The 19,629-nt window shown below is 69.1% G+C and carries 16 protein-coding genes; 10 read left to right on the forward strand and 6 right to left on the reverse strand.

From position 1 onward, the window contains the following. The first annotated feature begins 1 nt into the window (after window position 1). The 7 genes from pucL to AB0B50_RS39780 all read left to right on the forward strand — a co-directional run bounded on the left by pucL (window position 2) and on the right by AB0B50_RS39780 (window position 8,226). Entirely contained in the window at window positions 2-934 is a 933-nt protein-coding gene (gene pucL, locus AB0B50_RS39750) for a factor-independent urate hydroxylase (RefSeq protein WP_362341300.1), read from the forward strand. 67 nt (window positions 935-1,001) lie between these two features. Next, window positions 1,002-2,420 carry a nucleobase:cation symporter-2 family protein gene (locus AB0B50_RS39755; protein WP_362341303.1) on the forward strand — a complete coding sequence of 473 codons (1,419 nt, stop codon included), beginning with the start codon at window positions 1,002-1,004 and terminating at the stop codon, window positions 2,418-2,420. A 45-nt stretch (window positions 2,421-2,465) separates the two neighbouring features. Beyond that, window positions 2,466-3,851 (forward strand): 8-oxoguanine deaminase, encoded by a 1,386-nt coding sequence (locus AB0B50_RS39760; RefSeq protein WP_362341305.1) that lies wholly within the window; start codon window positions 2,466-2,468, stop codon window positions 3,849-3,851. Window positions 3,852-4,198: 347 nt separating this feature from the next. After that, window positions 4,199-5,566, forward strand: a complete 1,368-nt coding sequence (locus tag AB0B50_RS39765) for a nucleobase:cation symporter-2 family protein (RefSeq protein WP_362341581.1) — start codon at window positions 4,199-4,201, stop codon at window positions 5,564-5,566. A 137-nt stretch (window positions 5,567-5,703) separates the two neighbouring features. After that, on the forward strand, window positions 5,704-7,185 hold the full coding sequence (locus tag AB0B50_RS39770; protein ID WP_362341308.1) for a nucleobase:cation symporter-2 family protein: 1,482 nt from the start codon (window positions 5,704-5,706) through the stop codon (window positions 7,183-7,185). Window positions 7,186-7,392: 207 nt separating this feature from the next. After that, window positions 7,393-7,716, forward strand: a complete 324-nt coding sequence (locus AB0B50_RS39775; RefSeq protein WP_362341311.1) for a hypothetical protein — start codon at window positions 7,393-7,395, stop codon at window positions 7,714-7,716. Window positions 7,717-7,746: 30 nt separating this feature from the next. Then, window positions 7,747-8,226, forward strand: a complete 480-nt coding sequence (locus tag AB0B50_RS39780; protein WP_362341314.1) for a hypothetical protein — start codon at window positions 7,747-7,749, stop codon at window positions 8,224-8,226. Between the two features lies 1 nt (window position 8,227). Here the strand turns inward: AB0B50_RS39780 and AB0B50_RS39785 are convergent, their stop codons facing one another. The 5 genes from AB0B50_RS39785 to AB0B50_RS39805 all read right to left on the reverse strand — a co-directional run bounded on the left by AB0B50_RS39785 (window position 8,228) and on the right by AB0B50_RS39805 (window position 12,589). Then, window positions 8,228-8,992 carry a polysaccharide deacetylase family protein gene (locus AB0B50_RS39785; RefSeq protein ID WP_362341317.1) on the reverse strand — a complete coding sequence of 255 codons (765 nt, stop codon included), beginning with the start codon at window positions 8,990-8,992 and terminating at the stop codon, window positions 8,228-8,230. 161 nt (window positions 8,993-9,153) lie between these two features. Continuing rightward, complete coding sequence (locus AB0B50_RS39790) at window positions 9,154-10,044, reverse strand: NAD(P)-binding domain-containing protein (RefSeq protein WP_362341320.1); 891 nt, start codon at window positions 10,042-10,044, stop codon at window positions 9,154-9,156. Window positions 10,045-10,175: 131 nt separating this feature from the next. Next, the gene (locus AB0B50_RS39795) at window positions 10,176-10,574 is read right to left on the reverse strand and encodes a DUF4440 domain-containing protein (RefSeq protein ID WP_362341323.1); all 399 of its coding nucleotides are present in this window, start codon (window positions 10,572-10,574) and stop codon (window positions 10,176-10,178) included. Beyond that, on the reverse strand, window positions 10,547-11,584 hold the full coding sequence (locus tag AB0B50_RS39800) for a hypothetical protein (RefSeq protein WP_362341326.1): 1,038 nt from the start codon (window positions 11,582-11,584) through the stop codon (window positions 10,547-10,549). The genes AB0B50_RS39795 and AB0B50_RS39800 overlap by 28 nt, the downstream gene beginning before the upstream one ends. A 153-nt stretch (window positions 11,585-11,737) precedes the next feature. After that, window positions 11,738-12,589: a chitosanase gene (locus AB0B50_RS39805; protein WP_362341329.1), complete on the reverse strand. Its 852-nt coding sequence runs from the start codon at window positions 12,587-12,589 to the stop codon at window positions 11,738-11,740. A gap of 292 nt (window positions 12,590-12,881) precedes the next feature. Between AB0B50_RS39805 and AB0B50_RS39810 the strand changes: the two genes are divergently transcribed. Continuing rightward, window positions 12,882-13,529: a DUF4360 domain-containing protein gene (locus AB0B50_RS39810; RefSeq protein ID WP_362341332.1), complete on the forward strand. Its 648-nt coding sequence runs from the start codon at window positions 12,882-12,884 to the stop codon at window positions 13,527-13,529. Window positions 13,530-13,635: 106 nt separating this feature from the next. Here the strand turns inward: AB0B50_RS39810 and AB0B50_RS39815 are convergent, their stop codons facing one another. Then, window positions 13,636-15,855, reverse strand: a complete 2,220-nt coding sequence (locus AB0B50_RS39815; RefSeq protein ID WP_362341335.1) for an alpha-N-acetylglucosaminidase — start codon at window positions 15,853-15,855, stop codon at window positions 13,636-13,638. Window positions 15,856-16,129: 274 nt separating this feature from the next. On the opposite strand from AB0B50_RS39815, the gene AB0B50_RS39820 reads away from it, so the two are divergent. Both AB0B50_RS39820 and proP read left to right on the forward strand, forming a co-directional pair. After that, the gene (locus AB0B50_RS39820) at window positions 16,130-17,962 is read left to right on the forward strand and encodes an alpha-L-fucosidase (RefSeq protein ID WP_362341338.1); all 1,833 of its coding nucleotides are present in this window, start codon (window positions 16,130-16,132) and stop codon (window positions 17,960-17,962) included. 181 nt (window positions 17,963-18,143) lie between these two features. Continuing rightward, window positions 18,144-19,619: a glycine betaine/L-proline transporter ProP gene (gene proP / locus AB0B50_RS39825; protein WP_362341341.1), complete on the forward strand. Its 1,476-nt coding sequence runs from the start codon at window positions 18,144-18,146 to the stop codon at window positions 19,617-19,619. Window positions 19,620-19,629 lie beyond the last annotated feature (10 nt).

A 19,629-nucleotide genomic window follows, 5' to 3' on the forward strand; every position in this document is an offset into this window, starting at 1 on the left:
CATGCCCACCATTCTGGGACAGAACCAGTACGGCAAGGCTGAGAACCGGGTCGTAAAGATCACGCGGGACGGCGACACCCACCACATCAAGGACCTGAACGTCTCGGTCGCCCTCTCCGGCGACCTGGACGACGTCCACTACAACGGCTCGAACGCCAACTGCCTTCCGACGGACACGACGAAGAACACCTGCTTCGCGTTCGCCAAGGAGTACGGCATCGAGTCCGCCGAGCAGTACGGCATCCACCTCGCCCGGCACTTCGTGGACAGCCAGCCCTCGATCCACCGCGCGCGCATCCGCATCGAGGAGTACGCCTGGGAGCGCATCGGCGGCTCCGACAGCAACTCCAAGTTCATCGGTGCCGACGAGGTCAAGCACTCCTTCGTCCGCAAGGGCCAGGAGACGCGGCTCGCCCAGATCACCTACGACGGCGAGAACTTCGAGGTCCTCTCGGGTCTGAAGGACCTGACCGTGATGAACTCCACGAACTCCGAGTTCTGGGGCTACATCAAGGACAAGTACACGACCCTGCAAGAGGACTACGACCGCATCCTCGCCACCTCGCTCTCCACCTGGTGGCGGCACAACTGGACCAACGACGAGCAGCGCATGCCGAGTTGGGAGCGGTCGTACGAGCAGGCCAAGAAGCATATCCTGCACGCCTTCGTGGAGACCTACTCGCTGTCGCTCCAGCAGACGCTGTACCAAATGGGTTCGCGGGTCATCAACAACCGCAGCGAGATCGACGAGATCCGCTTCTCCGCGCCCAACAAGCACCACTTCCGTCAGGACCTCTCCGCCTTCGGCCTCGACAACGAAGCCAAGGACGGAGCCGTCTACTACGCCGCCGACCGCCCCTACGGCCTCATCGAGGCCACCATCCTGCGGGACGGCGTCGAGCCGAAGATCCCGGTCGACATGACCAACCTCTGACGCGGGATGCGCGCCCCCGCCTCGCCGCAGTGGGCGGGGGCGCGCCACACCGGAGGGAACATCCGCAATGGCACAGCCTGCAAAGGGCCCTGCAGAAGGTCCATGTTCCACCCCATCGGACATAGCCGACGGTGAGTCAACTCCCGTCTGTCACCCGGTGGATGAGAAGCTCCACCCCTCGCGGCTCGTCCCCGCCGCACTCCAGCACATCGCCGCCATGTACGCGGGTGTGGTTACCCCTCCGCTCATCATCGGCCAGGCCTGCGGTCTCGACACCGTGGCCCAGACCCGGCTCATCGCCGCCGGACTGCTCATCGCCGGTCTCGCCACCATCCTGCAGACCCTCGGCGTCAAGGGCTTCGTCGGCAACCGTCTGCCGTTCGTGAACGCGGCCTCCTCGGCGGGCATCGCGCCCATCCTCGCCATCGCCGAGACCAACGCCAAGGGCGAGCAACTCCCCGCCATCTACGGCGCGGTGATGGTCGCGGGCGTCTTCTGTCTCGTGATCGGACCCTTCTTCGGCAAGCTGCTCCGCTTCTTCCCGCCGCTGGTCACCGGGGTCGTCATCACGCTCATCGGCGTCACGCTGATGCCCGTGCCCGTGAAGTGGGCGCAGGGCGGCGACGACACCGACCCCACGTTCGGCGACATGAAGTACCTCGCGCTCGCCGCCTTCACGCTCGTCGTGATCCTGCTCTTCCAGCGCTTCGGCCGCGGCTTCCTCAAGCAAGTCGCCCTGCTGGCAGGCATGTTCATCGGAACGCTCGCCGCGATCCCGTTCGGGATGGCCGACTTCACCTCGGTGCAGTCCGCGCCGCTCGCCGCGCTGCCCACCCCGTTCGCCGCGGGCGCGCCCACCTTCCAGCCCGCCGCGATCCTCTCGCTCTGCATCGTGATGCTGGTCCTGATGACCGAGTCGGCGGCCGGCATGCTCGCCCTCGGCGAGATCTGCGACCGCAAGACCGACGGGAAGACCATCACCCGCGGCCTGCGCACCGACGGCATCGCCACCCTGGTGGGCCCCGTCTTCGGCGGCTTCCCGACCTCGGCCTTCGCGCAGAACGTCGGCGTGGTCTCGCTGACCCGCGTACGCAGCCGCTATGTCGTCGCCGTCGCGGGCGGAGCGCTCATCGTGCTCGGCGCCTTCCCGGTGCTCGGCGCGGTCGTCAACGTGGTCCCCATGCCGGTCCTCGGCGGCGCGGGCATCGTCCTCTTCGGCTCCATCGCCGTCAGCGGCATCCGCACCCTCTCCGAGGCGGGCCTGGACGACAGCTCCAACATCATCCTGGTGGCCGTGTCGCTCGGGGCGGGCATCATCCCGCTCGCCGCGCCCACCTTCTACGCGGAGTTTCCCGCGTGGGCACAGACCGTGCTCGGCTCCGGGATCAGCGCCGGCGCGCTCGTCGCGGTCCTGCTCAACCTGTTCTTCCACCATCTCGGCACCCGTAGCAGCGTCGACGCGGCTGCGGCACTCAAATCCTCCTAGGGTCCTGCCGTGCCCAATCGCCACTCACGAAATGAAGGAAGCACCATGGCACCTTCTTCGGCAGACCGCATCGTCATCGAGAACGTCGCCATCGCGACGGTCGACGCCAACGACACCGAGTACGCATCGGGGTACATCGTCGTCGCCGGCAACAAGATCGAGTCCATCGGCGCGGGCAAGGCGCCCGAGGGCCTGGAGGACGTCGTACGCCGCGTCGACGGCACCGGCCACCTCGCCACGCCCGGCCTGGTCAACACGCACCACCACTTCTACCAGTGGATCACCCGTGGCCTGGCCACCGACCACAACCTGTTCAACTGGCTGGTGGCGCTGTACCCGACGTGGGCGCGCATCGACGAGCAGATGACGTACGCGGCGGCGCAGGGCTCCCTCGCGATGATGGCCCGCGGCGGTGTCACCACCGCCATGGACCACCACTACGTCTTCCCGCAGGGCTCCGGCGACCTCTCCGGGTCGATCATCCGCGCCGCCTCCGAGATGGGCGTCCGCTTCACCCTGGCCCGCGGCTCCATGGACCGCAGCGAGAAGGACGGTGGTCTGCCGCCGGACTTCGCGGTGGAGACCCTGGAGGGCGCGCTCGCCGCGACCGAGGAGACCGTCAAGAAGCACCACGACGCGTCCTTCGACGCGATGACGCAGGTCGCCGTCGCGCCCTGCTCGCCGTTCTCCGTGTCGACCGAACTCATGCAGCAGGGCGCCGAGTTGGCCCGTCGCCTGGGTGTACGTCTGCACACCCACGGCAGCGAGACGGTCGAGGAGGAGAAGTTCTGCCACGAGCTCTTCGGCAAGGGCCCGACCGAGTACTTCGAGTCGACCGGCTGGCTCGGTGAGGACGTGTGGATGGCGCACTGCGTCCACATGAACGACTCCGACATCGCGGCGTTCGCCCGCACCGGTACGGGAGTTGCCCACTGCCCGTCCTCCAACGCGCGTCTCGCAGCCGGCATCGCCCGCGTCCCCGACATGCTCAAGGCGGGCGTCCCCGTCGGTCTCGGCGTCGACGGCACCGCGTCGAACGAGTCCGGCGAGCTCCACACCGAGCTGCGCAACGCCCTGCTGATCAACCGCCTCGGCGCGCACCGCGAGGCCGCCCTGAACGCCCGTCAGGCGCTGCGCCTGGGGACGTACGGAGGCGCCCAAGTCCTGGGCCGTGCCACGCAGATCGGCTCCCTCGAGGCCGGCAAGCTCGCCGACCTCGTGCTCTGGAAGATCGACGGCATCGGGCACGCCTCGATCGCCGACCCGGTGACCGCGATCGTCTTCGGCGCAGCGGCCCCGGTCACCCTCTCCCTCGTCAACGGCAAGCCGGTCGTCGAGGGCGGCCGCCTGCTGCACGCCGACGAGGACGCCATCGCCCGCTCCACGCGGGATCAGGCGCAGCGTCTCGCGCGGATCGCCGCCGAGGGCTGAACCCAAGAACTCCGGTCGGGGGGGACGGCCCTCGACCGGACTTGAGCAGCCGAGCGGGCTGCTCAAGTGCCGCCCCGGAACGCGGCCCAAAGCTTCGCGTTCCCGGGGCGGTCAGTACTACCTGGGCGCAGTACCCACAACTTCACATCGAGCAAGCCCTTGCACCACGCACCACCTCCCAGAAGCGAAAAGTGCCGGCCGCGGGCCGGGACTGGAAAACAACCGGAGGAGCCACAGTGGCCACCAAGCCCAGGTTCACCAAGCAAGGCACCACCCCGGAACCCGACTCCGAAGAGGGCTCCATACAGGCCGTACACCCGGTCGACGAGAAACTCCCACCCCTGAAGATGGCCACCACCGGCCTTCAGCACGTGGCCGCCATGTACGCGGGCGTCGTCGCCCCGCCCCTGATCGTCGGCGCGTCCATCGGCCTCTCCGCCAAGGACCTCACGTTCCTGACCGGCGCCTGTCTGTTCACCGCGGGTCTCGCGACGTTCCTGCAGACGCTCGGCATCTGGAAGATCGGCGCCCGGCTGCCCTTCGTCAACGGCGTCACCTTCGCCGGTGTCGCGCCCATGCTCGCGGTCGTCGACTCGACCAAGGACAAGGACGACGCGCTGCCGATCATCTTCGGCGCGGTGATCGTCGCGGGCATCCTCGGCTTCATCGCTGCCCCGTTCTTCTCGAAGATGGTGCGGTTCTTCCCGCCGGTGGTCACCGGCACCGTCATCACCCTCATCGGCATCTCGCTGATGCCGGTCGCCTTCGGCTGGGCCCAGGGGCCCGCCCCCGACGCCGACGACTACGGCTCGACGAAGAACCTCGCCCTGGCCGGCATCACGCTCGTCATCGTGCTGCTGCTTCGCCGGTTCACCACCGGCTTCGTGAAGCAGATCGCGGTCCTGCTCGGTCTGGTCATCGGCACGCTCGTCGCGATCCCGTTCGGCGTCACGGACTTCAGCCCGGTCGGCGACGCGGACGTCGTCGGCTTCCCGACGCCGTTCCACTTCGGCGCCCCGCAGTTCGCGGCCGCCGCGATCGTCTCGCTCTGTGTCGTCATGGTCGTCTCCATGACGGAGTCGACGGCCGACATGCTCGCCCTCGGCGAGATCGTGGACCGTCCGGCCGACGAGAAGACCATCGCCGCGGGCCTGCGCGCCGACACCCTCGGCTCGGCGATCAGCCCGCTCTTCAACGGCTTCATGTGCAGCGCGTTCGCGCAGAACATCGGCCTGGTCGCGATGACGAAGATCCGCAGCCGGTACGTCGTCGCGGCGGGTGGCGGCTTCCTGGTCCTGATGGGCCTGTGCCCGATGGCCGCCTCGCTGATCGCCGTCGTGCCGCGTCCGGTGCTCGGCGGCGCGGGCGTGGTGCTCTTCGGCTCGGTCGCGGCCAGCGGCATCCAGACGCTGGTCAAGGCGAACCTGGAGCGTGACAACAACGTTCTGATCGTGGCCGTTTCGCTGGCCGTCGGCCTGATCCCGATCGCGGCGCCGGAGTTTTACCACGCCTTCCCGGAGACCGCGAAGATCATCCTCGACTCGGGCATCTCGACGGGCTGCGTGGCGGCCGTGCTCCTGAACCTGGTCTTCAACCACATCGGCAAGGGCCGCGACGACGACGACGTCACGGCGCCGATGGAAGGCGGTACGGCCATCGCCGAACAGCGCACGAGCTCCTCACGTGCGGGGTCTTCCGCAGCCGGGGTGCACTGACGTAACGTCGTGGCGCCGCCAACCGTATGGCGGAAGTTACTTTCCAGTCGGTTTACTGTCGGCCTCCTCCCGTGTCTCTTGAACTCCCACCGGACGAGGCCGACTTCCGGCGTCACGCAACGGAAGAAGCGCCACCCATGAGTTCTGAAGTGAAGCCCTCCGGCGACGGAGCGAGCGCCCCCGACGGTGACGGAGCAGGCGCCCCCGACGGTGACGGAGCAGGCGCCCCCGACGGTGACGGAGCGAGCGCCCCCGAGGTCCAGGTCCACCCCGTCGACGAGGTCCTGCCGCCCGGCCGCATGCTCGTCGCGAGCCTCCAGCACGTCGCCTCCATGTACGCGGGCGCGGTCTCCGTCCCGCTCGTCGTGGCGGTCGCGGCGAAGATGTCGCCGGGCGACACCGCCGTACTCATGGGCGGCAGCCTCCTGATGGCGGGCATCGCGACCCTGCTGCAGACCCTCGGGATCGGCAACTTCATCGGCTCACGGCTGCCGTTCGTCAACGGCGTCTCGTTCGCGGGCGTCGGCGTGATGCTGACGATCATCGCGACGCAGGGCGGCGTCGAGGCGGGCATGCCGATCGTCTTCGGCGCGATCATCGTCTCAAGTCTCTTCGGATTCCTGGTCAGTTCGTACTTCTCGCGTCTGGTCCGCTTCTTCCCGCCGGTGGTCACCGGCTCGGTCATCACGCTGATCGGCGTCTCGCTCATCCCCGTCGCGTACGACTGGATCGTCGACGACTCCACGACCGGTACGCCCGAGCCGAAGAGCATCGGCCTCGCGGGCGCCACCGTCCTCGTGATGCTCCTGCTCCAGCGGTTCACCCGCGGCTTCCTGAAGCAGATCAGCATGCTCTTCGCGATGATCTTCGGCACGCTGCTCGCGATACCGATGGGCCTCGCCGACTTCTCGAAGCTCGACGGCGCGGACCCGGTCGGCATCCCGTCCCCGCTGCACTTCGGTGCACCGGAGTTCAACCTTCCGGCCATCATCTCCATGTGCGTCGTGATGCTGGTGATCCTCACCGAGTCGACCGCCGACATGATCGCCCTCGGCAGGATCGTCGAGAAGGACGTCGACGAGAAGACCATCGCCCGCGGACTGCGCGCCGACGCCCTCGGCTCCGCGCTCGGCCCGCTCTTCAACGCCTTCCACGCCAGCGCGTTCGCGCAGAACATCGGCCTGGTCGTCATCTCCAAGGTGCGCAGCCGCTTCGTCGTCGCGCTCAGCGGCGCGATCCTCGTCCTGATCGGGCTCAGCCCGGCCGCGGCGGCGCTGATCTCCGTGGTCCCCATGCCGGTGCTCGCCGCCGTCAGCCTCTTCCTCTTCGGCTCCATCGCGGTCAGCGGCATCCAGACGCTGCTCCAGGCCGACCTGCACCGCGGCGACAACGCGCTGATCGTGGTCGTCACCCTCGGCGCGGGCCTCGCCCCCGCCCTCTCGGACGGCTTCTACGACGCGTTTCCCGACTGGGCGCAGATCGTCCTCGGCTCCGGGATCTCCACCGGCTGCATCCTCGCGGTGGCCCTGAACCTGGTCTTCAAGCACCTGGGCGCCAAGGCGGGTTCGGTCCCGGGGGCGACGACCGCGGAGTCCGAGCCGGCCGCCGTCACCCATTGACGTCCGGGCCCGTGAGCCCCCGCCCTGCGCACTCCGCTCAGGGCGGCGTACCAGGCGATCGACGGCTGAGGCTCTGCCCCTTCGCGCCCGTCACGCGCGCTCTTCACTCCCCTCACGCGAGCACCTGACGTAATTACTCTGTTACGGAGAGTGCTCGACGGGTGGCGGGCGGACCGGATGCCGCCCGGACGACGGGAGGATCCACAGGTGACGTTCATCAGGACGCGGCGGGCGGCGGGGGCGGTGGCTCTGGCCGTCTGTGCCGTACTCGGGAGTTCGGGAGCCGCGAGCGGCGCGCCGCCCGTGCGGGACTCCATCCAGTGCAACCCGCCGTCGGTGACCGAGGACGGGCATCGGTTCACGATCCGCTGCTACCGCGGCCCCGGAAGCAGCTTCTACGCGAGCGTGGTCGTCTGCGGGCCGGGGAGCTGCACCCGGCAGGGCACCAACATCGTTCCCTACGGCGAGTACTCGACGGCATGGTCCCCCGGCTTCTTCGACGTCCGCAACTTCCAGCTGTTCTCCGTGTAGTTCGTGGCCCCCGCAGAAGGAGAGACCGACATGACCCGCAAGAAGACGCTCACCCTGAGTGCCGCGGCGGCCGCGGCCCTGCTGGCGTTCACCAGCGGCACCGCGCACGCCGAGGGCGCCTTCATCGCGAAGGCTTACAACCAGCACATGGTGAACGTCCACTGGGGCGACAGCTGCGACAACGAAGAACTGGCCATCGACATCCCGAACGACGCGCTCCAGGCGACCTTCGAGGGGAACTGGGACGGGCCGCGGGCCCACGTCGACCGCGTCACGTTCATCAACAACACGGACTTCCTGCACGGCTTCACCCGCGGCGAGTTCTCCATCGAGGACAACGGCCAGACCCCGACCTGGCGCGTCGCGGACATGCCGGCGCACTCCACCCAGACCATCGAGCTCAACTACACGTCCGCGGGCACCAAGACGCTGGGGTTCACCTACCCGTACCTCGGGGCCATGGGCGAGATCGGCAGCTGCAACCTCACCTACGTAGGGGTGGAGCAGTGAGTCAGCGCACCGGGAAGCCGAAGGTGTAGCCCTGCTCCTTGAACCAGGGCAGGAGTTGACGCAGGGCCTCGACCGTCTGGGTGCGGTCGCCGCCCGCGTCGTGGAAGAGGATGGTCGGGCCGTTGGACAGCTCCCGCTTGACAGTGGCGACCATCGTCTCCGTGCCGGGGCGCTCGAAGTCCTTGCTGTCCACGTTCCAGCCCAGCGGGCGCATGCCCCGATCCGCGGCGAGCCCCCGGCTGTACGGGGTGAAGGCACCGCCGGGCGCGCGGTAGTACATCGGCCGCACGCCACCGGAAGCCTTGGTGATCATGCGCTCGGCATCGAGTATCTGCTTCGACTGGTAGGCCTGGGTGTCCTTGTCCATGGCGGTGTTGTGCGACACCGAGTGGTCGCACAGCCGGTGCCCGGCAGCGACGACCTTCTTCACGAGGTCCGGGTGGGCCTGCGCCTGCGTCCCCACCATGCAGAACGTGGCCTTCACCTCGTACTGCCGCAGCAGGTCGAGCACTTGAGGGGTCCACTTGGGGTCGGGGCCGTCGTCGATGGTGATGTTGATGCCGCGCTCGCCGGCGTCCGAGGCGTGCGCAATGGTCTTCGAGACCGGCTTGACGGCACTGGTCGGAGCCTTTGCCGCCGGCGCGGCCTCGTCCTCGGTACCGGCCTGCGCTGTCCACACCGAGGCGCCGGTGGCGAGCATCGTCACCCCGAGCGCCGCCCCGAGCATCTTGCCGTACCAACCCCGCCCGCCACTGTGCCGCGCCATGTCCGCCCCATTCCCTCAGTGCCTCACCGATCTCCGGCCGCCCTGCGGCCACCTGGCAGGACGGGGCAATGGGGCCAGAGGATCCCTCTGTTACGGATCACGGACAATTCCGGGAGGATTCGCGGACATCCGGCCCGGCCCAGGTCCGGTCGGGAGTCGGCTCAGGCCGGGTCGACCCGCAGCGCGCGGACCGCGTCCGGGCCCGTGTAGGCCGTGCGGCCCTCGGCGATCCGCTTCTCCAGTTCCGCCACCGACCGCTCGAAGAAGTCGGCGCGTACGCCCGCGTCCCGCGTGGCACCGAGCATGTTGCGGGTCCCGGCGAGCACGACGTCGAGGCCCTGCGCCAGGGCCGGTTCGGCGCCCGACGCGCGGTCCGCGTCCACATCGGCGGCGAACGCGGGCATCACCTGCGCCATGTTCGTCAGCCAGGGCACGAGCAACTCGGTGAAGCCCGTCGCGCTGCCCTCCTTGTGAGAGGTGGCCATGGCGACCGAGTGGAAGAAACCGGCGAACATCATGTCCATCGCGCTCAGCAGCGCCAGGTCGTACAGCGAGGCGATCCCCACGTCCCTGCCCAGATACGTGGCCGCGCCCAGTGCCTCAAGCGTCTCCCGGTGCGCCGCGAAGTGCCGCTCCTCGCCGCTGTAGAGGACGAACGCCTGCGGGGTCGCGACGGTCGAGGGAATCGCCATGATCCCGCCGTCCAGATAGTCGGCCCCGAGCCCGGTGGCCCAGACCTCCGTCTCGCGGGCCTGGTCCGGCGTGCCGTTGGTGAGGTTGACCAGCGTGCGGCCCCGCAGCGCGTCGGCGGCGGGCGACATGAGGGTGCGTACGACGTCGTAGTCGAGCAGGCAGACCACGGTCAACGGGCTTGCGAGGACCGCCTCCTCGACACTCGCGGCCCGCACGGCACCGCGCTCCACCAGGGCATCGTCCTTCCCTGCGCTGCGGTTCCAGACGGTCGTGGGATGCCCGGCGTCGAGAAGGGCGGTGGCCAGCGCGTGGCCCATCTCGCCGAGGCCGATGACGGTGACGGGGGCAGGGGTGCTCACGGATACTCCTGTTCAAGGGGGAGGGAGTCCCCGGTCGGAGCGCCGGGGGAGTGGGGGCCTCTTCAGCCTTGATCAGTGAGCGGTGGGCCACAAGTACGCACTGAAAGGTGCGTACCTCGTCGGCGGTGCGGTCAGTCGTGGTCGTACCAGGAGAACGCCGCGATCCGCCAGCCCTCCGGGGTACGGACGAACTGGAAGGTCTGGGCGCCACGCCCCTCGAAGGGCTCGCCGTTCGCGATCCCCGACTTGCCGTACTCGCCGAACCGCGTCGCGATGTCGCCCACGATCTCGGTCCGTTCGGAGATCTCCCACTCGTGGAACTCGACGACCCTTCCGCTGGAGAGCAGTTCCTCGCGGGGCCCGATGAACTCCTCCACCGTGTACGCCGTGTACTTCGGGCCCGTCACGACGAGAAGGCCGCCCGGCACCATCAGGCGGCGGATACGGCCCACGTCGGCGGCCCTGCCGCCCCGGTTGTCGAGGGAGCCGAGGAACTCGGCGGTCAGCGTGTCGATCTCGGCCTTGGACATGGCGAGACGGTAGCACCGGCACCGCATGCGCACCGGGAGCGGCGGTCGGGCGACGGCGCTGCTTTCCGCACACCGCCGCGCTGCTTTCCGCACACCGCCGCGGAGTTGACGGACCCGCCTGCGTTCTCGTCGTCCGTGCCGAGCAGGGCCGTGCGCGTGCCCGGCACGCACTCGACCGCCTCGATCTTGTGGCCCTTGAACTTCCGCAGGACGTCGGGGGACTTGGCGACCGAGAGACGCACCTTGCCCGAGCGCGTCACCGACAGCGTGCCCGCGTCCACGACCGCCGAGTCGAAGGGGCCGTCATCGCCCGCGTCCGATGCCGCGCCGATCAGCAGGCGGCCCGAGTCCGTGACCGATATGTCGGAGGCGTGCCGGACGGCCCCGGTCGGGTAGGGCGTGCGGAAGCGGGCGGTCCGTACCGGGCCGAAGTCGGCCTCGCCGTACTTGTTGAAGGAGAACGGCGCCGCGCGCAGCGTCGCAGGGCGGTCCTTGCCCGCGCCCCGGTCCGCCCAGACGGCGGCCATCCTGCCGTGCCGCGAGGTCAGCGCGAGGCTCTCGTAGTCGTCGCCGTCCGCGATGGCGGGCAGCGGCGAGGTGTCGAGGACCTCGGCCTCGGAGCCCGTCACCTTGAGGCGGTAGACGAGGCCGCGGCCGGCGAGCGCCACGTACTCGTCGGTGGTTCCGGGCACCGCCTCGATAGCCTCCAGGTCGATCGGCTCGGCGCCGCCGGACCAGGCGAGCGGCTCGACGACCGCGGAACGGCCCGGCCGGTAGGTGAGGTCGGCGACGCGGTTCTGTCCCGGCTTCTTGTTGTCGCGTACGACGAGGGCGTGGGTGGCGCCGCCCGCGCGGCCGGTGAGGGCGAGACCGCTGATGCCGGTGGTCATGCCCGCACCCGCCTGCTGCCAGCCGTCGTCCGCGGCGGGGACCATCGCGTCGCCTGCCGCGGGGGCCGTGGCAGCCCCCGCGGTGACGAGCGTGGTGGTGACAGCGGTCAGCAGGGTCATACGGAGGAACATCGGTCTCTCACCTCGGTGCAGGTTGACGCGCGTAGACGGGGAGTTGGCCGGGACCGTATCCACTTCAACCTGTGAGTGGCAAGAGGTTGCGCGGGTGTGCGGGACGCCGAGAGCGCCCCGCACACCCGCGCGGAGGTACGGCTACCCGATGTGGTACGGGTCGCCGTACACCTTCCAGTCCAGCGGTGTGTCCAGGTTGAGGTTCCGCTTCTTCAGGAAGACCCGCTGCGCGGTGTCGACCCGGCTGGTGTCCTCGTGGGCCTCCTCCTGCTTCATCGCCCAGACGCGCGCGTCGAGGAAGGCGTTCAGGTACGTCACCTCGTCGCCGCCCTGCGCCGGCGGCTTGGCCGAACGCAGCGCGCGCTTACGGATGTTGCGGAAGCTGGTCGCGTCGCTCCCGTCGCCGTGCATGACGATCGCGTCGTAGTAGCAGAACTGGCCGAGGACGCCGATGCCGTCCGCCTTGCCCTGCTTGACCGCCGGGTTGAAGTAGACGCGGTCGCGCTCGTCGTTCTGCGCCTTCTGGAACTCCCGGTCCTCGGCCGCCCGCTCCCAGTCGGGCTTGAACGTCGGGTCGAGGCCGTCGTGCGAGTCGGTGCCGTCGACCTCGCGCAGCGCGGGGAGGTACTTGGCGAGGATGTTGTTCGGCTTGCGCTGGGTGTACAGCTCGACCAGGTCGAGCATGTCGCCGGTGCCGGAACAGAAGCCGATGATGCCCGCGGTGTAGCCGCGGCCGTCGCCGATGTCCTCGCAGTATCGATACTGCTCCTTCCACTCCAGCGAGGAGTTCTCCGCGCTGCAGACGATCTGCATCGCGATCTCCTTCTTCGCGGGGTCGTCGAGTCCACCGGCCGTGACCCCGGGCGAGGCCTGGGTCGCGGTTGCTGTCTGCGTGGCGATCAGGGGGCCCGCCACGGCCGCCGCGCCGATGAAGGCGAGGAGGGTGCGGCGGGAGGTGTCAGTGGTGCGCGGGCGTATGTGGGGGGTCTCCACGAGGGCCTCCAGAAGGGGGAGTTCATGGTTCCGCGTACTGTTAGGAAGGTTTCCTACCAGAGATTGAGCGTGACGTATACCCGTCAAGACGCGGTGATTCGGAGGCGGTGGGGGCAGCCGGGGGGAGGGGGGAACCGTGAGGCGGTGAATGGCCGGACATCGCTCTGGCCCGGGGCCTCATTGGTCCATACGATCCGCATCGCTCACGCAATCCGCTCCAGGCACCCGCACTGTGCTCCACGCACCACAGGCACTTCTCCAACCCCCCTCCTCAGCAATGGAACGGAGAATCATGGCTGGTGCACTGCTGCTGAGCGGCGCCGTCGCGGCGCTGTTCGGATCGACCATCCCCGCTCAGAACACCACCGGGATCCTCGAACCACCCCCGGACAAGATCGTGATCGAGGTCGCCACGGTGAACGGCTCGGGCTGCCCCCTCGGCACCGCGGCCGTCGCCGTCTCCGAGGACAACACGGCCTTCACGGTCACCTACAGCGACTACCTCGCCAAGGCGGGCGGCGGCGCGGACCCCACCGCGTTCCGCAGGAACTGTCAGCTCAACCTCGTCGTGCACGTCCCGCAGGGCTTCACCTACGCCATCGCCAGCGCGGACTACCGCGGCTACGCCTCGCTCCAACCCGGCGCCAAGGGAACGGAGAAGGCCTCGTACTACTTCCAGGGCTCGCCCCAGACGGCGGCCATCAGCCACGAGTTCAAGGGGGCGTACAACGACAACTGGCAGGCCACCGATACGACGGACTGGGCTCAGCTGGTGTGGGCGCCGTGCGGTGTGAAGCGGAACTTCAACATCAACACGGAGCTGCGGGTGGATGCGGGGACGTCGGACCCCGCGAAGTCCAGCTTCATGACGATGGACTCCACGGACGGTGACATCAGCACGGTGTATCACATCGCGTGGAAGGAGTGTCCGCGGCGGTGAGTTGTGGGGCTGCGCCCCCCTGGCCTGTGGTTTGTTGGGTCGGGGGGCGCAGCTTTGTGTCGGGGTGCGGGTTGGATGGGGCTTGTCGCGCAGTTCCCCGCGCCCCTTACGGGGCGGTCAGTCGCTCATGTATCGACGTGGCGATTCGGTACGTGTCGCCCTTCGGGCGCGTCGCAAGGCGCCCCGGGTCGCGGATCCAGGCGTCCTCCAGCGCGAACCAGTCGATCTTCGCGGGGGCTCGGCCTTCCGCGAGCGCGGCCCGGAGCTCCTTGAAATACCGGTTCCACCGCAACCGGTAGAGCCCTCCGACCAGCCCCGCCCACTCACGGTTCGCGTAGTCACGGAGACCCGCATCCGCGCCGGAGCGCGTGCCCCACACCGTCAGCAGTGACAGTTGGTCGTACGCGAGCCGGTCCCGTTCCGCCTCGTCCGCGCCCCAGGCCCGCGCGTCCGCGACCCAACGGCCCAGCAGATGACGGGAGTCGGTGGCCACCAGGCGGTCGAGCAGGTCCATCAGGTCCAGCCACTCGCGGGCGAGCCGGTCGAAACGGTCGGCGCCCTTGGCGTCGTACGCCTCCTTGATGCGCGGCAGCAGGACGCGGCTGCGGTTGGAGAGGGCCTGGCGGGCGACGTCGAGCAGGTCGCGGCGGTACGCGGAGGAGGTCCGCAAGTCGCGTCGTACGGAGAGGAGTTCGCCGAGGGCGGGCTCGAATTCGGCGGGGTCGTACCGCGTCTTCTTCGGGGACCAGGCCGCCGCCGACTTCGCCGCGAGGTCGGGCCGCGCGCCGAACAGGCCGTCGGCGCCCTCGGCCCACTCGTCGGCGCGGGTCGTGCCGTAGGCGGTGCGGCGCAGGATGTCCCAGGCGGCTTCGGCGTGCGGATCGGCGGCGCCGTACCGGGACGTCGACCACTCACTGAACCAGGATGGAAGGTCCAAGTCGCCTGTGCGCCACGCCAGTTCGGAGAAGAGCTCGAAGGCGCCCGGGTTGTTGTCGGCGGCTTCGGGAATCAGGGAGATCCCGCTGAGCGTGCTGCCTTCCTTGGTGCGCCACTTCTCGTACAGGGATGCCCAGTCGGGGGTGTTGGCGCCGAGCGCGGTGTGGCCGCCGAAGTTCCAGATCGAGCCGAAGGTGTAGGGCGTCGAGCCCCAGTCGGACTCGCGGTCGGTGATGCTCGGGAAGCGGTCGGAGAGGCCGTCGACGACGAGCATCCGCCGCTTGTCCACGGCGTCGGTGATGGCTTTCGGCGGATTGTGCTGCCAGCCGAGGATCACCCAGGTGGCGTCCGGGTGCGCGGTCCGCAGGGCCTTCTCGACGCCCTTTGCGGCGTCGCCCACCGGCACGTCGCCGGGCTTTCCGCCCTCGTGCAGGAGGTCCATCTTGTACATCGTCGACGGGCCGTACAGCTCGTCCTGCGCGCGGTAGAACGCGGCGGCCACGCGCGCGAAATGCCCGGTGCGCGGATCCAGCCAGTCCGGACGCGCGAAGCCGACCCAGTCGCCCTGCGGGACGGTCCTCGCGCCCGGGTTCTTCTTCTCGAACTCGGGCGGGACGGTGCCGAAATAGCCGGGCAGGACCGGTGTCATGCCGAGTTCGCGCAGCCGGTCGCAGATGCGGCGGCCGAGGCGGGCGCGGGCGTCGAGCAGCTGCCGGGAGACGGGGTGCGGGAAGGCCGACATGTTCTGCAGGAGCCACCACGGCTGGTGGGCGGGGGCGGGTATCCAGGCCCTCAGCTCCTCGTCGCCGTACCCGAACTCCTGGAAGGCGCGGTGGTAGACGGCGTCCGCGCCCGCGTGGACGAGGACTTCGTTGTAGCCGTGGAGTGCGAGTACGTCGATCTCGCGCTCCCAGTAGTCCCAGTCGGCGTAGGCCCCGGTGTAGCCGTCGTTCGTGTCGTTGAGGACGAAGCGGTGCGGGGTGTTGGCCTCGCCGGTCAAGGGTGCGGTGGGGGCCGGGAGCCGGGCCGGGAGGTGGTCGGTGCGGCTGCCGGCCCAGGTGATGTTGGCGTGCGTGACCTTCTTCAAGTAGTGACGTAGGGCGGTGAGTTGGGTGGCGGGGTTCGTGGCGGTGATGGTGATGCGGCCGCGGTGGCCCGTGACCCGGAAGGAGTCTTCGGCGCCGGGGCCCTTCGGGGTGGTTCTGAAGGTGATCTGGTCCCCGTGGCGGGGGAGGAGGCGGCGGGTCGCCTCGGCGGCGGCGGTGCGGTTGGCGGTGGCGGTGCGCTGGGCCGTGGGGGTGCCGGTTGCGGGGGTGCCGGAACAGGCCACGGCGGCGATGCCTGCCGTGGTGGCGGCGGCGGTGAGGAAGGTTCTGCGGGGGAGGGGCATGGTGACTCCGTCGGGCGGGGATTGGTGGCTGCCGGGTGTGTCTTGCCCTGGGGGTGGTCTGTCTGTAACCAAGCGCGGGTCTCATGTGGCTGGTCGCGCAGTTCCCCGCGCCCCTTAACGGGGCGCTTCAGTCATCGGAGCGATAGGGTCAGCGTGGGACAACTGAACGCCAGCAGGCGGCAGTTGTGCCGTAACGCAACTCATTGACATCCGATGTATTCCTCCCTACGTTCCCGAGCGACCCCCCAATCCAGGGAACCCCGGGAGCCGCCCCATGCGCCACAGAGCCACTGGAATCGCCCTGCTCCTCGCCGCGACCCTCGCGGGCACCGCCATGCCGTCCGCCATCGCCGCCCCCGACGAAGCCCCGAAGCCCCCGCAGCGGCCGGAGGCGGGCCCCGGCACCGATCACGCCGCCGACGACCCCTTCACCGCCGACCGGACCAACTGGTTCCGCCAGGACCGCTTCGGGATGTTCATCCACTTCGGCGCGTACTCGAACCTGGAGGGCGAGTACAAGCGGCCCGACGGCACCGTCTGCCGCGACGCCGAGTGGATCAAGCGGCAGTGCGACATCCCCATGGACGCGTACGAGAAGCAGGCCCAGTCCTTCAACCCCGCGGACTTCGACGCGAAGGCGGTCGTCAAGGCGGCCAAGGACGCCGGGATGCGCTACATCGTCATCACGTCCAAGCACCACGAGGGCTACGCGATGTGGCCGACGAAGGTCAACGACTGGAACCTGCGCGACCACTCGTCCTTCGACAAGAACCGCGACATCCTCGCCGAGTTGAAGAAGGCCTCCGACGACGCGGGCATCAAGCTCGGCTTCTACTACTCGATCTGGGACTGGCACGACAAGGACTTCCCGGACCCTGCCACCTTCCCCAAGTACGAGAAGCGCATGTACGCCCAGCTCAAGGAGCTGGTCGACAACTACGACCCCGCGCTCCTCTGGTTCGACGGCGAGTGGGACACCGACAACCCCCACAACCCCTGGACGTCGAAGGACGGCGAGCGCCTTGAGTCCTACCTCCGCGGCCTGAACCCCGACCTCGTCATCAACAACCGCGTCGGCAAGCGCCGCGTCGTCGACGGCGACTACGGAACGCCCGAGCAGGAGATCCCCGGCGCCCCCGTCGACGGCCAGCTCTGGGAGTCGTGCATGACCCTCAACGGCCACTGGGGGTACGCCCGTTACGACGAGAACTGGAAGTCGGCCCAGACACTTACCCGCAACCTCCTCTCCACCACGTCGCGCAGCGGCAACTACCTCCTGAACGTCGGCCCCGACGCCCGCGGCCGCGTCCCGCAGCCCTCCGTCGACCGCCTCAAGCAGATGGGCGACTGGCTGCGTACGGCGGGTCAGGGCGAGGCGGTCTTCGGCGCACGCTACGGCGGCCTCGTCGAGGAGCCGGCCTGGGGCCACGTCAGCCGCAAGGGCGACAAGCTGTACGCGGCGGTCACGCAGTGGCCCGCGGCGGGCGGCTCCCTGCACCTCAAGGCCCGCACGGACTTCGAGGTCACGTCGGCCCGCGTCCTCGGCAGCGACCAGAAGGTGACCGTCACCAAGGCGGGCGACGGCTACGACATCAAGCCGTCCGGCGCCGCCACGAACGACACGGCGACCGTCGTCGAGCTGAGGGTCGACCCCGGCCCCACGGCACGCCCCGGCAACGGCAGGGGCCTCAAGCAGGAGATCTTCGACAACGCGAGGCTCGAAGGCGCCCCGAAGGTCACCCGCACCGACCCCACCCTCAACCACGCCTGGAAGTTCGCGGGATCCCCGGCCGCCTCGATCCCCGCGGACCACTTCGGCGTCCGCTGGACCGGCTCCATCGAGCCGCGCCGCTCGGAGACGTACACGCTGACGACCGTCTCCGACGACATGGCCCGTGTCTGGATCGACGGCAAGCTGGTGATCGACTCCTGGACCCCGCACGAGCCGAGGATCGACAAGGCACAGGTCGCGCTCACCGCGGGCAAGCGGCACTCGATCAAGGTGGAGTACGCGGAGCAGACGGGCGAGGCCCATCTGAAGCTGCTGTGGTCGAGCCCGGGGCAGGAGCAGCAGATCGTGCCGAGGAGCCAGCTGTACGCACGCTGACCAGAGGCTCCCTGGTGGAGTCTTTGTAGTAGATCGGGCCCCAAGTCCCCCGCGACAGGGGACTTGGGGCCACCGGCGCGAGGACCATTGGCGGGCACTTTCCCGTCCTCCCGGTTGGCAGTGTTGATCGACGTCCGGCCAGGAGTACGACAGTGAGTCCGACAGAGAGAGTGACTGCCCCGTGAGCGCGCCCGAAGCCCCCGAAACACCGGCACCGCCCGCGCCGGAGGCCGTGGCACGGCACCGTGCGCTGTTCCGCGCGATCCACCGCCGCAAGAACCCGCGCCTGCGCCGCTCGGACATCACGGTCACGGAGGAGGCCCAGGTCAAGCGGGCGGTGAAGGCGACCGCCCTGGGCAACGCCATGGAGTGGTACGACTTCGGTGTCTACGCCTACCTCGCCGTGATCATCGGCAAGGAGTTCTTCCCCTCCAGCAACGACACCGCGCAGACCCTCTCCTCGCTCGCCACCTTCGCCGCCGCCTTCCTGGTCCGCCCCATCGGCGGCATGTTCTTCGGCCCGCTCGGCGACAAGGTCGGCCGCAAGAAGATCCTCGCGCTCACCATGATCATGATGTCGACGGCGACCCTCGCCATCGGCCTCATCCCGAGCTACGCCAGCATCGGTTTCTGGGCGCCGGTCCTCCTCGTCCTCTGCCGCATGGTGCAGGGCTTCTCGACGGGCGGCGAGTACGGCGGCGCGGCGACCTTCATCGCCGAGTACGCCCCCGACAAGCGCCGCGGCTTCTGGGGCTCCTTCCTGGAGTTCGGCACCCTGATCGGCTACACGGTCGCCGCGGTCCTGGTCACCACCCTGACGGTCTGGCTCAGCGACGACGCGATGCAGTCCTGGGGCTGGCGCATCCCCTTCCTGGTGGCGGCGCCGCTCGGCCTCATCGGCCTCTACCTCCGCATGAAGCTGGACGAGTCCCCGGCCTTCCAGAAGATGGAGGAGGCGGGCGGCGGCCCGGCCGCCGAGCGCGACAAGAAGTCCTTCAGGGAGTCCTTCTTCGGCCAGTGGCGCGCGATGCTGCTCTGCATCGCCCTGGTGGCGGCCTTCAACATCACCGACTACATGCTGCTTTCGTACATGCCGACGTACCTCACCCAGCTGGGCTTCGGCGAGACCGGAGGCCTGATGTCGATCGTGATCGTCATGCTGATCCTGATGGCGCTCATCAACTCGGTCGGCCGCCTCTCCGACCGCATCGGCCGCAAGCCGGTCCTGATGGCGGGCTCGGTCGCCTTCTTCGTCCTGGCCCTGCCCGCGTTCCTCCTGATCAAGCAGGGCGGCACGGTGGCGGTCTTCACGGGCCTGCTGATCCTGGGCCTCGCCCTGGTCTGCTACTTGGGCGTGATGTCGTCTTCGCTGCCTGCCCTGTTCCCCACGGACGTCCGCTACGGCTCGCTCTCCATCGGCTTCAACATCTCCGTCTCGCTCTTCGGCGGTACGACGCCGCTGGTCGTCGCGGCGCTGATCGGCGCCACCGGCAACGACCTGATGCCGGCCTTCTACACGATGCTCGCGGGCCTCGTCGGCATCATCGCCGTGGCCGCGATGAAGGAGACGGCGCGGCAGCCGCTGGAGGGTTCGCCGCCGTCCGTCGCGACGGACGAGGAGGCGACGGAACTGGTGGAGTCGCAGTACCAGCAGTGACGGTGCGTGG

Source organism: Streptomyces sp. NPDC041068, from assembly GCF_040647455.1.
Taxonomy (GTDB): domain Bacteria; phylum Actinomycetota; class Actinomycetes; order Streptomycetales; family Streptomycetaceae; genus Streptomyces.